Source organism: Leptolyngbya sp. AN02str, from assembly GCF_050565595.1.
In the GTDB taxonomy this organism is placed as follows: Bacteria; Cyanobacteriota; Cyanobacteriia; order Elainellales; family Elainellaceae; genus Kaiparowitsia.
The window spans coordinates 222,948-238,443 of record NZ_JBNXVR010000004.1 but is presented as its reverse complement, the minus strand read 5'-3'; the positions used below and the strand labels follow the sequence as shown (position 1 = coordinate 238,443).

Genomic DNA, 15,496 nt, shown 5'->3' with positions numbered 1-15,496 from the left:
GCGCTAGATAACCAAATTCAGACGCCTAGCAGATGTGGTTTTCTTCTAATCCCTGCTCAAAGGTTTGCCTGCAGTATGAGGCTGATTCTACCCAAATATCATACGCTTCTTTAAGAAATAAGTGATAACTGAAACGAAAAGAGCAGATAGAGCAAAAGCAAACATCTTTGAGATCTCGAGGGGCATCCATGCATCCAGAAATATCTCGCGTAGCTTGATTGAGCAGACCAGCGTGATAGCCATTCCAATGATATGTATAAATATAAACTTAAAAACTTGAGTGACTGATAGCTCACCCTTTACTCGAAACGTAATAGACTTATGAGCCACAAAACTCAAATAGATGCCAACAATATAGGTCAAAACAATAGACGAAAGATATTTAGAAGTTGAGTCATCTTCAATGATCAAACCAATTATGCTTCTAATTAAAATCGTAGATAGAGTGACTCCTCCTCCTACAATTAGATAAGTCGGATACCTTGAAAAGTTATTCAACAGTCTGGCTAACATTGCTTTCTCCCAATTAAAAGAACTGACTTTCCTAACCTGTATTGAAGGAGCCTATCTAGCTTTTTAGAAACGGGAATCATCAATTTATCCCATGTTTTTATTTGCCAGTAGGTTGGTTGTTTTTGCTGAAGAATTAGCTTGTTAGCTAGGCTTGCCAATAAGCCCGCACAATCTACATACAACAACCTAACAACCTTCATGTCCCTTGGTAGAAGAACCTTTAAACCCAACTTACTGTAGCGACGATAATGACCAATCGCGGCATCAAATTGAGTAAATAAGCATTGATGCGCCGGAGCTAGGACAATTAAATAGCCTTCAGGTTTAAGATGTTGATAGGCTTGTAATACCTCTTCACTGTCTTCAAGAATGTGTTCTAAAACGTCCAAATACAAAATCGAATCAAATAACTGTTCTTTCGCCAATCCAGTGATTGTTCCATTTTGAAGATGAGGCTCATTAGCCTCATAGGAGCTAAACAGACTTTCTAGCTCTCGATAAAGTTTGATGTCAGGCTCTAAGCATATCCATTTGTGATACTCAGGGTGGTAAAGCAAGCGGGTGTTTTGTCCTATGCCTGCCCCAACCTCCAAAACATCATTCTTGATGTATTCCTTAATTAGATCACAAATGTAGCTCTTCCAATTTTGTGCTGTAGAGAATAACTTCAGTTCTGTACCACTATATTCAAATGCACTCATAACTGCTGTAAATGTTCTACTATAATTCAAACGAATTATAGTAGAACACGTCATGAATGTATGGCTACAGGGGTGGATTTCAAGCTGAAGAAGCGGTCTACATAATATTTGTATTCTCTTGTGGGAATAAAATTAGAATTGTTCCGTGCAGACAAAATAATCATGCTGAATACAGTTCCTAAGAGGACAAGTTGAAAAAGGGCTAAAATTAGCAACCCGGATACATACGTCGCCCAACCAGGAACTCCCCAATCTGTAAACAGTCTAATTAGTATCACGACTCCCAAAACCATCAGGAGAAAAGCTAGCAAGGCTGCTGTACTCATCAAGATTCTAGTTCCGACAATGTCCCCGTATACTGCAATGGAGCTCAAACCGTGCGTAACCAAGGACACCATATTCATTTTCGGTTTCCCAGCTAATCGCCGTGCGCGAGGCACATTGATTTCCATATAGGGAATGCGAGAACGATGTAATCCGCAAGAGTAGTGATTCCAGATCTCGGAAACGACGACGACATGCCTTAACAAGGAAAATGGCAATAAGCTGAAATTTCCAACACTGATCTCTCGTCCCACAAGCAATCTGTAAAGTCTTTTGTAAATGAAGTAAGAAACCCTAAATCCTCTGCTCTCAGAACGCTTACTGCGTTTTGCAAAAACGATTTGACTATTTCCTTTTGTCTCAGCGGCCTCTAATAATCGCTCTATTTCAAAAGGGTTATCTTCTCCATCCCCATCCATGACGACAACCCATTTACAGTCTAAGTTGTGATAAACATACGACAGCCCAATCACGATCGCTCTTTGGTGGCCGAGATTGCGTCGGAGCCGAAGAATGTTAACTTTCTGAATCTGGAAGTAGTTTTGCTCAATCAGCGATTCAGGGATAGGTTTTGAAGAAAAGTCATCAACGATTAAAACTTCCAGATGTCTCACTTGAGGCATGGCCGCCTCATCAATTAAAGTTAACAGCTTTTCAAGGGCTTCCCAATCATTAAATGAAGGGATGACAATAACTAATTTGTTTTCATCAATTGAGTTGCTTTCCAAACCTTTTATTCTTAAATCATGGCTTTGCATCTCTTAGCTTCTCCAAGGGCTTCAATTTTTGTCTGATGCGGCTAAAAATCTAGCAACGTTTTTTTTTCAGTTAACTTATACCCTAACCTCAATTTTTTTGGCAGAAGATCCAGCAACAATAGAGTAGGGATCTAAACTTTGAGTAACAACTGATCCTGCAGCAATAACGCACCCCTTGCCAACTGTACATCCGTCTAAAATTGTTACTCCTGCCCCAATCCAAACATCATCCTCAATTATGATGCCTTGCCGAGTTGGAGTTTGAGACTTTATTAGAGTATGCCGATCTCTAAACCCATTATTAGCAGGAACCATCGTGACTTGAGGCCCGATTAAACAGTTATTCCCAATTGTTAAATTGCCATGACCATGTAACACAGTGAATGAGTTAATGAAGCAAGAATTGCCAATTCTAATAGTTCCTCCATGAGTTCGAAGAATCACAAAGGAGCTAATTAGCGTGTGATCCCCAATAATAATTTGAGAGTCCTTCCCATTTGCTAGGTCGACCTCTAGAGAAGCATGTTTGCAGATTGTGCTTTCGCTACCAATAAAAATATTTTTTGTCTGACCTCGTACATCAGCTAAAAGGTTTATGTTTGAGTCTTTCCCTAATGCACCAAATCTTGTCCTTTGGTAATGCCAAACCAGATGCTTGTATACTGCTTGAGGTTTCATGAATGCTAGGGCTCCGAAGTAATAAGAAGTACAATTTCGATATGTCGTTTAAGAGTTTGAATGCACCAAACTGCCTGTATAAACTGTTATAGTTTTACCTTCAAGATTCAACGTGATGCTCATTGAATCTGGCTCTATCTCATAGCAGAAATTAATTCCCTTCGCGATGTAACGCCCCTCGTGAGATCGCTTCAGCAAAACATTAGGAGTTTGGCCATCTTCACCTTTGAGCAAAACCTTAATTCCCAGCAGGATTGCAAAATATAAGCTTGGATTTGAATCTAAAATACCGATAGAGCGCTCTTCTGATGTAAAAATGGTTTGATAGAAGTGACTATGATGAATTTGAGAGATGGGGGGCAGACTCAGAAGGGTTGAAGGAACTTCCGATTTGGACTCTGCTTCGGTCGCTCCTAGTAGCCTTTTGTGGCTCTCAACGTTCAGTTCGCTAGCTTCAATCTCTTCAATCATGATCTTGAAGATTTCGGCAGATGTTGGGTGGATTGAAGACGTAAGCCAACGCGTATCAGTTACAGGTAGATCAATCAGCATTGATGCCAAGGAAATTAATTCGGAGGCATCTCGATGACAAATATGAATTGACTCAATCTTCCTTTCCTGGGAGTTATAGAGATACCATAGCTTCCCTGTTTCGCAATGCACGGCAGACCAACCAAGGGCTTTGAAATCAACCGATCGCCAATTAGGATAAAGGAGGGTCCAGAGCTCTCCAACCATAGCAAAGGATTTTTTTGCATGAATACGGACAGGCAATTGGGCAAAGTTTCGAACTTGAATGTCGACTCCACTCGACCAAACGTTTGCTAACTGCTTAGCTTGTAACTCTGCTTCGGCTGCTGTGAAGAATCCAGATGCATCTCCTAATACGTGAATATCAGAACGTCCAAGAATGCTAGCTCTTTTTAGATCGATATCTAGAATTGTTTTGGATGTTCCATCAATTAAGGGCAAATTTAGCTCTGGAACTCCTTCATACATAATGTGATCACAGTCAACAAACTGTGATTTGCCTTGAACTTTGATCTTTAAACGGTTGCCCTCACGCTCCTGAATCGCAACTTTTGTAAGGATTTGGATACCCTGCTTTTCGAGTTCTCGCTTGAAATATTGAAATGATGGGAGAAGATTCAGTAAGGGCGGAGATGTAAAGATAACCGTTACGTCTAACCCACGATCGCGCGCAATACTGGCATATGTTAGAGAAGCAACGTTTCCATCCGAAACAATGGCCATCTTGCCAGAAGTAATGTCCCAGAATTGCTGGGGCGAACAGGTTGGTTCTAGTAAGGCCCAGGATACTTGTCGGCTACCAGTTGCTAATACCAAGCGATCGAACTTTACTGTTTTGCCGGTACTCAGTACCACTTCCCGCCCTTTAACTGCTGTTACCTCAGCCTGGAGTAGCGGGTAGCCCAATTCTTTAAAGCTTTGCTCGGTTGCTTTGCGTAGCGATGCAATAAACTCTTTCCCTTTTTCGATTGTAACGGCTGCTTCCTCGTCTCGATGAGCCGTATAATACTCCGAAGGCATACACCCATAGTTTACACACTTGCCGCCAAAGTCTTTATCTCGCGCAATCAGTGTTACATTGGTGTAGCCCAATCGATGCAGCGATCGCACGAATGTAAAGGCAGCGATTCCAATTCCAACGACAACAATCGCTTCATCTTTACGGACCAATGGATCTTGGCGTTTAGGAAACGTTAGCCATTTGGTGGGATTGATGGACTTGAACTTTCCCATACCAAATCGCACTTTATAAAACAATCCCTGGTCGACTGCCCAGTCAAACGAATGGAACAGGCGTTTAACAAGGTTGACACTATTCAGCGATCGCGAGCACATTTGCAACAGCATAGCAACTAGAGTGACTGATACTAACCTGGAACGTGAATCTTGAATTGATAGAGTCGTGAACAGTTGTGATGGAGGGTCGCCCCTGGCGGTGATGAACCTGAATCTCATCCATCCGCAACTCAATCAATTCAACTGCCGACTTCTTTAAAGCTTCTTTTGCGCAAAAAATGCCGCACAGGTGTATGCGAGGTTCCGGTTTCAGGAGCGCATAAGAAATTTCTGAATCATGGAACACACTGCGGTAAAAGTCATGATCTCGATAATTGGAAGTCTCAGGCAGGTGTTCGATTTCTTCAATATCAACCCCAATAAAAATGCTGCCTACATTCGCACCCGCAGTTGCCTTTGCAGGGCGGGGCTCTACAGTGGGTTTGGTTAATGTTGCAGTACTGACGCTACCAGTTTGCGACCCTCCTACCTGTGCCGCGATCTTATCGATCGTCCAAGTATCACCTAGCGGGGGCAACTTCTGGCTGAACTTTCGTTCCAGAGCACTTTGAATCTTGAGAATTTCAATAGAAGACGTGATGCCCAGAGCCCGTAAGCTAACATCAGGTGCAAGTTTGCCGCGATCTTTGCCCGATATCACCGAAATGATTTCAACAACGCTCTCCACTTAAAACCCTCCTAAACAGACATGACAAATGTGAGCAGTCTGTCCCTTTTCATCAATATGAACGTGCATCAACGCATCTCTACCAAACTTCTGATAAAGCGACTCCAAATCAATCAAACATCGGTTGCACGTGACCTGTTCTGCCCGCACACGACTTTCAGTCAAAGGCAGATTGCTCAGTTCGTAACTAAGCAATCGATCCTTGAGCTGATTGAGGAATATTGCAACTTCGCGACCAGCAAGAATGCGGTGATCGAAGACTAGGTTTAGGGTCATCGGATGGCCTGGAAGGTTGCGATCGCCCCCAATGCCCAGAATTACCGATTGGTTCTGATTGACCAACGGTTGAAAATGGAGAATGTTTTCGCTAGATAGATCGCTAATAGTGATAGTCCCACCCGTGAGATCTTCTACCGAGAGCTGATTTTCTAAATAACGGGTAGCAAAGCCTGTAATCGTTTCCAGAATTTCAGAAGGGGAGAGTTGGTTGGCGTTGCGGATGATTGGGACTTTCAACCCTTTACCCAAGTCGATTGCTAAGCCCAAATCCACGCGATCGTAATAGTAGATGTGACCCGCCTCGTAATATGCTGTAAGCGCTGGATGTTCCTCCAAAAGCCGGGTCAATTCAAACAATATTAACGGCAAAATTTGCCCATTTAGAGACCCCAATTCCTCCAACGTTTGCCGGATTCCTGCCGAGTTGAACTGGACCGTCAAGGAACTGTTGATTCCGCCTGATTGACCGGCCGTAAGCAGGCTAATTTCCAATTGCTTAGATTTACTGACCTTCTCGGACCTCAACTGAGGATTGGTAACAGTTAAGGGGTCTATTCTGCTGTTTTGGGATGAATCGGTTGGGCTGCTGGTTGCGGGCTTACGAATTCCCAGCACTGTTTCAATCACCTCGACAGACACAAGCCCCATGCCCTCAAACAAGGCTGAACTAATCTGGTTTTCTGCCAGATAGGCTTGGGCGGCCTTAGAAAAGCGTGTAAACCCAAAAGTTGGTAGATGTTGCTTGCTGGATTCCAACTGTTGTGCGGGTTGCGGCATAGAAGGGGCGATCGCCAGAACGGGTTGCTGCGACAACAACGCTTCGGAATTTTCGTTCCCTGTGGACTGAGTTGTCTCGTTGGGCGTTAACGTGGGCGTATCACTACCCTGCAAGGCAGCTTCCAACTCTGCCACATCGGAATAGAATGTCGCCAGCTGAGCCCCAACCGTTACGGTGTCGCCTGTTTGGGCGTGACACAGCACATACCCCGACGCTTCACTTTCGATACTGACAACCGCTTTCGACGACTCCAGGTCAACGATCTCTTTTCCCTTTTCTACATAGTCTCGATCTTTGACATACCAATGCACGACATCTACTTCATCATCATTTGTGTTCAACCGAGGAACAAATAATTCACTTTTCATTGGATGAACTCCAAAATTGATGCAATCGTGTTTTCTGCATTCGGCAGCATACTTTTTTCTGCCACTCCTGAAGCTGGAATCGGAATTGGTAAGGGAACAACACGCCTAACTTTCTTTAGTAAAGCTGCATTTTGTTCTGCGATCTGAGCCACAATTTCAGCGCCAAACCCGGCAAATCCCTGCCCCTCCTCCACAAGAACCAGGAACTGACTGCTCGCAACAATGTCCAAGAATGGAGTAATGCTGAAGGGATAGATTTGAGTTGGACAGAGAATTTGGGCAATAACATCATGTTCCTCAAATAGCCTTTCTGTAACCGTGACTAGCATATCGCTCAGGCCACCATAGCCAATCAAGGTAAGATCTACTGTGGCTGCCTCCGGTTTCACCCAAATGCTTGGAAACTTCTCGTTTGACATGAATGTCTTAAACCCTTGAGGCAACTTTTCTCGCAAATTGAGCGAGTACAGCAGTTTGTTCTCAATCACAACCGTTGGTTCTGTGGCTTGTTCCAGCAACGGTTGGTAAACCTGGCTCGGCTCGATAAGATTGTTAATTGCTACCATCTTCAACCCAGGAATCCCCATAAAATGGCGATCTAGGGTTTGGCTGTGGGTCGGTCCATAACCACGGCCACCTCCCATAGGAGTGCGAACGACCAAGTTAGTCGTCACTTGGTCGTTGTACATGTACTTGAATTTACTGGCATGGTTCAAAACTTGATCGAGGGTGAGGGCCATGAAATCTCCAAACATGATTTCTACGAAGGGGAAATAGCCCTCCATCGCCAAACCACATCCAAGCCCAACGATCGCTTGCTCCGAAATGGGAGTATTGAATACGCGATCGGGAAATAGATCTGACAGTTCCCGAGAAACTTTGAATGCGCCACCGTAAGGAGACTTTACATCTTCGCCCACAAACAGCATTTTGGACTGCTGGCCCATCAATCCCTTGAACATCTCATTGAGGGCCTGAACGACTCGCCGTTTTGTGACCTTAAACTCAGTCCACTCAACCTGCTGGAGGTTTGGAACTAAAGGCTCAATGGTGCTGTGGGGAGATGCTTCTGCCTCTGCCACTGCTGCGTCCACAATTTGATTGATCTCATCCAGCAAAGCGGAAAATGCTGGCGTGGGCGCTTCCAACATTTGATTGAGCGGGTCGCATTGCTCAAAGGGCTCAACCTCAGAGCGGGGACGATTATCATCTCCTTTGGAGTGAGCCTTTAGTCTAAAGGTATCAATGCGCAAAAAGGCGGGCTTGGACTGACTCCTGACGTAGTCCACCACTTCTGCTGCTGTGCTGTATAAACCCTCCCAATTCCAGGTGTCCGCTGTGGCAGTGCGGATACCGAAGGCGGCAGCTCGAGCGCAAATGTCTCCTGCTAGGGTTTCCTGTTGGTTGGTGGATTGCGCATATCCGTTATTTTCAAGGATCACCAAAAGCGGCAGTTCCCACTTGGAGGCGATATTAAATGCTTCATAAATAGCTCCTTCTCCTAAGGTGCCATCCCCAATAAATGCAACCGAAATCTTGCCGTCCTGATTGAGCTTTCTCGCTAATGCTAAGCCAGCTGAAACAGGAACTATTCCGCCTTGAATGCCGTTGGAGTAGAAGCCGTCTTTACATAAATGTTGACTACCACCTCGTCCACCACAAACTCCACTTTGGTTCCCCATGATTTCTGCAATTAAACCTTGCACATCGTAGGTAAACGAGAGGAAATGCCCATGGCAGCGATGATTCGAAAAGATAGAGTCTCCAGGTTGAAAAAATTCGGTTAATACGGCACCAGAAAATTCTTCGCCAATACAAGTATGAACGGTGCCGAACAACTTGCCCTGGCTAAATAATTCTAAAAGCCTTTCTTCTACTTTGCGTGACAGCAAAGCCTTGCGGATGATCCGCTGCCTAACCTCAGTAGGAAGTATGGCGTCTTCGTTCAGCTTTAAGGATTCGGGACTATTCACTGTTGCCATTTCGTAGACCATACTCAAAGATTTCAGTTAGGGAAGGGGGAATGGACTGCTATCCGCAACTTGAATGATTGATGCTTGTAAAAATCGCCAAGTTGGTTTTTATTGGATGAATTTAGAGCTTGATGACAGATGCGATCGCCGAAATACCGCTGAGCATTAGCCCGATGCCAACCCATTGTGTTGTTGCCACTTTTTCACCTAGGAACGATGCTCCGACTAAAGTTGTTGACAAGATGGTTAACCCAATGATGATGGGATAAGCAACAGAAAGGTTGAACTTACCCAACACAGCGATGTAGAACAACGTGCTTAAGCCATACATACAAACTCCACCAAATAAATACAAATTCAGTGGACTTTGTCCAGAGCCAAGCTTGAGGAGAGCTTGAGCCAAGGTGTTCAACCCGACCGTGCTAAGGATGAGCAGAGCTGAGAGCAGATAAGACGGCATAGCATTAAGGATTTCGATAGTGGGCCGACGGTTGAAAGTTCCAGAGCGAGCGTTCCATCGGATAAGGAGTTTGAACATATTTGCCGAGCAGTGTTTCCCACCAACGGGGAGGATGGGGCAAAGAGGCCACTTGAATACAAGGGCATCCCACGATCCACGCACCCAGCACATCGGTATGACGGCTATCCCCAATCACCACAACCTGCTCAGGCTGAAGCTCCATATGCTGCAAGGCTTTGCGAAATGCAGTTGGGAAAGGCTTCTTAGCCGGATTGATCGCTGGTACTTCCAGATAGTTAGACCAATATTCAACCCGGTAGCGACGTTTTCCATTCGATAGAATAAACAGCTTGAGTCCCAAACTTTTGGCTCGTTTGATCCAATCCACAGCCTCCGGAGAAATATAGCGATCGTCTTCAGACACGATGGTGTTATCTAGGTCTAGAATGATGCCCCCAATGCGAGTTGTCATCAAATGATTCAGGTCTATTTCAGCAAGCGTATCAGCTTGATTTGCAAATGGCTGAGTGTTGGCTTTTTTGAGCGATCGCTCAACCAGATGAACTAGCCCAGAGAGCAAAGGGATTTTGCGGAAAATAGGAGTAATCTGATTTAGCATCGCTACGTAGAAAATAAACGAAGTTACCGGGTATATACGTAATTTGCTCGACAATTCAGCCAAGCTTCATACTCAAATCTTTGGACTTGAAAGTCTTGTAAAATTTTTGACCCTGATGAATTTACCTTCTCCCCGGTGTCATGCATATACGGTTTGGTAGTAAGCCTGGTATTCTTCGGATAGCAAAGGTTGCCACCAGTCTGGATTGGTGAGATACCACCGAACTGTGTGTCGTAGGCCTTCGGCTACGGTAACTGATGGTTTCCACCCAAGTTTCATTTGTAGTTTGGTCGAGTCAATTGCATAGCGGCGATCGTGGCCAGGGCGGTCTTTGACAAAGGTAATCAACTGTTTAGATGGGCGAACAGGTAGGTTTGGAGCCAGTTCATCCATCAGGCCACAAAGCATATGAACCAAATCGATGTTTTTCACTTCATTGTTGCCGCCGATATTGTAGGTCTCACCAGGAGCGCTATAGCGCAAAACGCAATCCAATGCGCTGCAATGATCTTCTACATACAGCCAATCGCGAATATTTTGACCATCGCCGTAAACGGGCAACGGTTTTCCCATCAAAATGTTGATGCACATCAAAGGAATTAACTTTTCAGGGAAATGGTAGGGGCCGTAATTGTTAGAACAGTTGGTCATGAGCGTTGGCATTCCATAGGTGTGAAAGTAGGCACGGACCAGGTGGTCGCTGCCTGCCTTGGATGCTGAGTAAGGGCTGTTGGGCGTGTAGGGAGTCGTTTCAGTGAAGGATGGATCGTTTGCCCCCAGGCTGCCGTAGACCTCGTCGGTTGATACATGGAGAAAGCGATCGCCTGTTGGCTTTCCTCGCTCCATCCAGTGATACCGGAAGCTTTCCAATAGGGTAAATGTGCCCACCACGTTGGTTAACACAAATGCATCTGGCCCCAGAATTGAGCGATCCACATGAGATTCGGCTGCAAAATGAGCTACCGTATCGATCGCCTCTTCAGCCAAGAGCTGGCTCACCAACATGCGATCGCAGATGTCACCTTGAACAAATCTAAAATTGGGATGGCTGTCTAGATCGGCCAAGCTCTTGAGGTTTCCAGCATAGGTGAGCGCATCTAACACCACAACGCGATCGCTCGGATAATGCTTGCACCAATGATGGACAAAATTAGAGCCAATAAATCCGGCTCCTCCTGTAATCAAAATATTGCGAGATCGCTCAGTCGAGGTCATCGTCCTTAATCCTTGTAAAACTTGAGCACTTAAGTCTTTCGTGGGAGTTCAACCCCAAAAAATAGTCGGAAAACTTTAGACGCTCCGCGACGGGCCAGTCTTGCTCAATTGGCTTTAAGTGAGTTCAATCTGGCTATCATCCCCAATCATGAATCGCAGGGCCTTGGGCCGCCTTGGTGCAGCTTTAATATGTGCTCGCTGCCCAATTAGGCTATCTACAATTCGTTGATGAACCCCCGTCACCGTTGCACCTTGCAGTAAAACACTGTGTTCCAAATCAGCGTTGATCAACGTTGCCCCATCAGCAATGCTGCTATAAGGCCCAATAAAGCAATTTTCGATGTGGCAGTTTTCACCAATCACCACAGGGCCACGAATGGTGGAGTTTATCACTCGCGTGTTCTGGCCAATTTGTACCCGACCAATGACTTGGCTTTGATTGTCGACATCGCCGTAGGTAGATGCTGTCAAGCAGGTATCTAGAATCACTCGGTTTGCTTCTAGTAAGTCGTCTTTCTTGCCAGTATCAAGCCACCAGCCCTGAATCTGTCGGGCTTCTACTTTTCGCTGCTGGTCGATTAAATATTGAATTGCATCGGTAATTTCCAATTCGCCCCGCGCAGAAGGCTGAATATTGGCGATCGCCTCATGCACAGTGCGATTGAACAGATAAACTCCAACCAATGCCAGATTTGACGGAGGCTTCTTGGGTTTTTCAACTAATTGCAACACTCGCCCCTTCTCATCGACTTTGGCAACTCCAAAAGCGGTAGGATTTGGCACGGAACACAATAGGGTCAAGGCATCAAGTTGCTGAGACTTAAACTCATTCAAAAAAATGCTCAGATCGCTCTGCACCAGGTTATCGCCCAAGTACATAATGAACGGTGAATCTTTGAGAAAGGGTTGAGCCACCTTCACCGCATGCGCCAAGCCTGCGGGTTCCTCCTGCAAAATATAGGAAATGTTTGCTCCAAATTGTTCGCCGTTGCCTGTTTTTGCCTGTACTTCTGGCCCTGTTTCGGGACTAATGATAATTCCAATATCGATGATGCCTGCCGCAACCAAATCTTCAATGCCATACCAGAGAATCGGTTTATTTGCGACTGGAACTAGCTGTTTCGCACCTGTGTAAGTTAGAGGACGCAGACGAGTTCCTTTTCCACCAGACAGAATAATTGCTTTCATAATGGTGTCAGAGATATTCCAATGGGAACATCGGCGCAATTGGATAGCAGCGAAGTCAATCTCAATTCAAATGTGACTCAATTCAGTTTTTAGCGATATGGATAAAATCCATATCGCTAAAAACGTCCGTTGATTAAATCACGCCCTGCTGATTTACTAGCAAAATCGTAAATGTGACAACTAGCCAGGTAAGGACATTCAGCAATAGCGGCTTATCTCCTAGGAGAATTTCCTCAGGCCGCTCAGTCTTACCACCCTGCTCAGCTCCCAAATTCCGTCGGGCAATTTCCTCAGGATCACTCAACAACTGGTAGCGAAACACGCCGTAAAGCACAAAGGGAAGGGTCAGCAGCATCCATGAGGTAGACGCTCCATCTACCAAAGGCCCAGAACTCCAGAGCGCATAGGTAAGTAGAGTGCCATTGGTAACAATGCTCTCCATGCGGTTCAACAAGGGTAAGGAGTATCGTTCTAATACTCGTCGCGATTTGCTGCCTTTAATTTCCGACAGGCGCAACTCTGCCTTTCTCTTTTCTACCCCCAAAAATAGGGCCAACATTGCGGTACACAGCAAGAACCAAGGCGATAACATGATGCCGGTTGCTGCTGCACCACCACAAGCTCGCAGAATGAACCCCGTGGCGATCGCAACAATATCCACGATAACCTTGTGCTTTAGAACCAGGTTGTAGGCAATTTGCAGCAAGGCATACGCCAGAATCGTCATCCCTAACAAGGGGGTATGGGACCAACCGATAAACAGTGAGCCGAACAGCAATAAAAACGCCATCGCGATCGCAACAGGGATACTGATCAAGCCTGCTGCGATCGGCCGCTTACACTTAACGGGGTGTCGGCGATCTGACTCAACATCAATAATGTCATTGATGAGATAGAAACTACTGGAAGTAAAGCAAAACAAAATAAACGCCAACAGGCTGCCAACCAAAGTTTCAGGTGCAAACTTGAAGGCAAATAGTGGTGCAGCAAACACAATTAAGTTCTTGGTCCACTGCCGAACCCGGACTGCGCGTAGAAACACCTTCAGTGTTTGCTTCTCGTTCCGTGGCAGCAGAGCCACAGAATGCAATCTTTTATTTTGTGATTTCAATGGATTCATGGCTTTATCCAGCTGTTTTACCGAAGCAATTCACTGAGTTGCGTTTGCAAATAATCATTCAACAGACTCTTCACCGTTTGTATTTCACCGTTTGTATTTCACCTATTTCCCGCATGGAACAGAGGTGATTGAATCAATTGCCAGTATGGTGAGACACAAGATGCCCGCTAGTGTGAGCATTCGGGTTCTGGTGGTGAACAATCCCTCTGTAAGCTCTAATAACTACGGATTCGGAACTTGACTAGATGACCTAAGCTTGGCTAGCAAAAACACCAATTTGGCCTAGAAAAATTACTCTGATACACACAAAATACAAGGTGGTTTAGGTAATAGCCTATTTTTATTTCTCGACTTTATTTTCTTAACATATATGCTTTATAGAGGCTTAACATGCTCAGCTTTGCTGGCTAAACGACAGTCCTCAATCCATGAATTCAGGAGGTATAGGGCTATTCCTTCGCTCAGTAAATCTAGTTCTCTTGGAGCGGAAACTGATTAGAGTATGTATTTCAATTTTCGTAGGGATGGATGGTGTAGAAGATTTGGTGAAAGGTTATGTGTTGTCATGCAGGATGAACTGACAAATTCATGTAGTTTATGTAGAACTACGGGTTTGTTTGTGTAGTTTATGTGTAGTTTATGCAGACTCACAAACTTAGCTAACACTCTGACAACGGACCTATGTTATATATCCCTTGACGGATAATAATCATGTGTCGGTTTAGGTATCGCTCAATTGCCCAATGGGCTAGTTCATCAGGTTTGCATCGTGCCGTGCGCTCAAAACAAAGGGTTGCTTGTACTGTCTGCCGTATTTTATGTGGCAAGCGACGAAACGCGACCCCTGACGCAATCAGGACTGCTTAGTCAATATTCGGGAACATCGGTTTTTGATGGCTCTCGATATTTAGTCTTCCAAAATTTGAATACGTTAAAGGAACCAAAATGGCAGAGAACAAGCGTGCGTTGATTACAGGCATTACAGGACAAGACGGGTCATATTTGAGCGAACTTTTATTGGAAAAGGGATACGAAGTACACGGAATTATTCGTCGAACTTCTACGTTCAATACAGATCGCATTGATCATATTTATGAAGATCCCCACAACGAGCAGGCATCACTGTTTCTGCACTATGGAGATCTGACAGATGGCACAACCTTGCGGCGCATTCTCGAAGAAGTTGAACCGCATGAAATCTATAACCTGGGTGCTCAATCTCATGTGCGCGTTAGCTTTGATGCACCAGAATACACTGTTGATACGGTCGGTACTGGCACACTGCGGCTGCTAGAGGCCATTCGCGACTATCGCCACCGGACTGAAATTGATGTTCGCTTTTACCAGGCGGGATCATCCGAAATGTATGGAAAGGTGCAAGAAGTTCCTCAGCGTGAGACGACTCCTTTTTATCCGCGCAGTCCTTATGCATGTGCCAAGGTATATGCTCATTGGCAAACTGTTAACTACCGCGAATCCTATGGTCTGTTTGCTTGCAATGGCATTTTGTTTAACCACGAGTCGCCACGGCGGGGTGAAACGTTTGTAACGCGAAAGATTACGCGGGCGATCGCGCGTATTGTTGCAGGGCAGCAGAAAAAGCTCTACATGGGCAACCTCGATGCCAAACGCGACTGGGGGTATGCTAAAGACTATGTCAAGGCAATGTGGCTGATGCTACAACAAGAAGAACCCGATGACTATGTCATTGCTACGGGTGAAACGCACTCAGTCGAAGAGTTTTTGGAACTTGCCTTTGGTCATGTAAACCTGCGGTGGCAAGATTATGTGGCGTTCGACGAGCGGTATTTGCGCCCTGCCGAAGTTGATTTGTTAATTGGAGATCCCTCCAAATCGAAAGAAAAGTTGGGTTGGGAACCTAGTGTATCTTTTGAGGAACTCGTAAAACTCATGGTTGAAGCCGATCTAAAAGCGCTGGGGTTAGTTCCGTTGAGAGGGCATGCTCAGCAGCCCGTGTTAGACCACGCGACGATTCGTAGCGTGATCGGTACGGTGGTTTCCTAAGGA

Annotated in this window: 14 protein-coding genes; 1 reads left to right on the top strand and 13 read right to left on the bottom strand. The window is 45.3% G+C overall.

The annotated features are described in order from the left end of the window. Window positions 1-87: 87 nt before the first annotated feature. The 13 genes from ACQ4M4_RS05020 to ACQ4M4_RS04960 form a co-directional block, all read right to left on the bottom strand. Window positions 88-513 (bottom strand): GtrA family protein, encoded by a 426-nt coding sequence (locus ACQ4M4_RS05020; RefSeq protein ID WP_430683372.1) that lies wholly within the window; start codon window positions 511-513, stop codon window positions 88-90. Next, window positions 507-1,268, bottom strand: a complete 762-nt coding sequence (locus ACQ4M4_RS05015) for a class I SAM-dependent methyltransferase (protein ID WP_430683371.1) — start codon at window positions 1,266-1,268, stop codon at window positions 507-509. Before ACQ4M4_RS05015 ends, ACQ4M4_RS05020 begins: the two co-directional genes overlap by 7 nt. Beyond that, on the bottom strand, window positions 1,265-2,296 hold the full coding sequence (locus ACQ4M4_RS05010) for a glycosyltransferase (protein ID WP_430683370.1): 1,032 nt from the start codon (window positions 2,294-2,296) through the stop codon (window positions 1,265-1,267). Before ACQ4M4_RS05010 ends, ACQ4M4_RS05015 begins: the two co-directional genes overlap by 4 nt. 75 nt (window positions 2,297-2,371) lie before the next feature. Continuing rightward, window positions 2,372-2,974 (bottom strand): acyltransferase, encoded by a 603-nt coding sequence (locus ACQ4M4_RS05005; protein WP_430683369.1) that lies wholly within the window; start codon window positions 2,972-2,974, stop codon window positions 2,372-2,374. A gap of 48 nt (window positions 2,975-3,022) precedes the next feature. After that, entirely contained in the window at window positions 3,023-4,738 is a 1,716-nt protein-coding gene (locus ACQ4M4_RS05000) for an FAD-dependent oxidoreductase (protein WP_430683368.1), read from the bottom strand. Between the two features lie 79 nt (window positions 4,739-4,817). Then, window positions 4,818-5,468: a 4'-phosphopantetheinyl transferase superfamily protein gene (locus tag ACQ4M4_RS04995; protein ID WP_430683367.1), complete on the bottom strand. Its 651-nt coding sequence runs from the start codon at window positions 5,466-5,468 to the stop codon at window positions 4,818-4,820. Further along, window positions 5,469-6,893, bottom strand: coding sequence for a 2-oxo acid dehydrogenase subunit E2 (locus ACQ4M4_RS04990; protein WP_430683366.1), 1,425 nt, complete (start codon window positions 6,891-6,893; stop codon window positions 5,469-5,471). It lies immediately after the preceding gene. Further along, window positions 6,890-8,875 (bottom strand): dehydrogenase E1 component subunit alpha/beta, encoded by a 1,986-nt coding sequence (locus tag ACQ4M4_RS04985; protein ID WP_430683365.1) that lies wholly within the window; start codon window positions 8,873-8,875, stop codon window positions 6,890-6,892. Before ACQ4M4_RS04985 ends, ACQ4M4_RS04990 begins: the two co-directional genes overlap by 4 nt. 112 nt (window positions 8,876-8,987) lie before the next feature. After that, the gene (locus ACQ4M4_RS04980) at window positions 8,988-9,326 is read right to left on the bottom strand and encodes an SMR family transporter (RefSeq protein WP_430683364.1); all 339 of its coding nucleotides are present in this window, start codon (window positions 9,324-9,326) and stop codon (window positions 8,988-8,990) included. A gap of 4 nt (window positions 9,327-9,330) precedes the next feature. Then, window positions 9,331-9,945 (bottom strand): YqeG family HAD IIIA-type phosphatase, encoded by a 615-nt coding sequence (locus tag ACQ4M4_RS04975; RefSeq protein ID WP_430683363.1) that lies wholly within the window; start codon window positions 9,943-9,945, stop codon window positions 9,331-9,333. Between the two features lie 138 nt (window positions 9,946-10,083). Further along, complete coding sequence (gene rfbB, locus ACQ4M4_RS04970) at window positions 10,084-11,160, bottom strand: dTDP-glucose 4,6-dehydratase (RefSeq protein WP_430683362.1); 1,077 nt, start codon at window positions 11,158-11,160, stop codon at window positions 10,084-10,086. A gap of 114 nt (window positions 11,161-11,274) precedes the next feature. After that, entirely contained in the window at window positions 11,275-12,348 is a 1,074-nt protein-coding gene (locus ACQ4M4_RS04965; RefSeq protein ID WP_430683361.1) for a glucose-1-phosphate thymidylyltransferase, read from the bottom strand. A gap of 133 nt (window positions 12,349-12,481) precedes the next feature. Then, entirely contained in the window at window positions 12,482-13,468 is a 987-nt protein-coding gene (locus ACQ4M4_RS04960) for a decaprenyl-phosphate phosphoribosyltransferase (RefSeq protein WP_430683360.1), read from the bottom strand. A 945-nt stretch (window positions 13,469-14,413) separates the two neighbouring features. Here ACQ4M4_RS04960 and gmd point away from each other — a divergent pair. Continuing rightward, window positions 14,414-15,493, top strand: coding sequence for a GDP-mannose 4,6-dehydratase (gmd, locus tag ACQ4M4_RS04955; RefSeq protein ID WP_430683359.1), 1,080 nt, complete (start codon window positions 14,414-14,416; stop codon window positions 15,491-15,493). The last annotated feature ends 3 nt before the right edge of the window (window positions 15,494-15,496 follow it).

Bases quoted from the DNA above. Each gene is read 5' to 3' on its own strand.
- ACQ4M4_RS05020 (WP_430683372.1), bottom strand. From the start codon at position 513: ATGTTAGCCAGACTGTTGAATAACTTTTCAAGGTATCCGACTTATCTA.
- ACQ4M4_RS05015 (WP_430683371.1), bottom strand. From the start codon at position 1,268: ATGACGTGTTCTACTATAATTCGTTTGAATTATAGTAGAACATTTACA.
- ACQ4M4_RS05010 (WP_430683370.1), bottom strand. From the start codon at position 2,296: ATGCAAAGCCATGATTTAAGAATAAAAGGTTTGGAAAGCAACTCAATT.
- ACQ4M4_RS05005 (WP_430683369.1), bottom strand. From the start codon at position 2,974: ATGAAACCTCAAGCAGTATACAAGCATCTGGTTTGGCATTACCAAAGG.
- ACQ4M4_RS05000 (WP_430683368.1), bottom strand. From the start codon at position 4,738: ATGGGAAAGTTCAAGTCCATCAATCCCACCAAATGGCTAACGTTTCCT.
- ACQ4M4_RS04990 (WP_430683366.1), bottom strand. From the start codon at position 6,893: ATGAAAAGTGAATTATTTGTTCCTCGGTTGAACACAAATGATGATGAA.
- ACQ4M4_RS04985 (WP_430683365.1), bottom strand. From the start codon at position 8,875: ATGGCAACAGTGAATAGTCCCGAATCCTTAAAGCTGAACGAAGACGCC.
- ACQ4M4_RS04980 (WP_430683364.1), bottom strand. From the start codon at position 9,326: ATGCCGTCTTATCTGCTCTCAGCTCTGCTCATCCTTAGCACGGTCGGG.
- ACQ4M4_RS04975 (WP_430683363.1), bottom strand. From the start codon at position 9,945: ATGCTAAATCAGATTACTCCTATTTTCCGCAAAATCCCTTTGCTCTCT.
- rfbB (WP_430683362.1), bottom strand. From the start codon at position 11,160: ATGACCTCGACTGAGCGATCTCGCAATATTTTGATTACAGGAGGAGCC.
- ACQ4M4_RS04965 (WP_430683361.1), bottom strand. From the start codon at position 12,348: ATGAAAGCAATTATTCTGTCTGGTGGAAAAGGAACTCGTCTGCGTCCT.
- ACQ4M4_RS04960 (WP_430683360.1), bottom strand. From the start codon at position 13,468: ATGAATCCATTGAAATCACAAAATAAAAGATTGCATTCTGTGGCTCTG.
- gmd (WP_430683359.1), top strand. From the start codon at position 14,414: ATGGCAGAGAACAAGCGTGCGTTGATTACAGGCATTACAGGACAAGAC.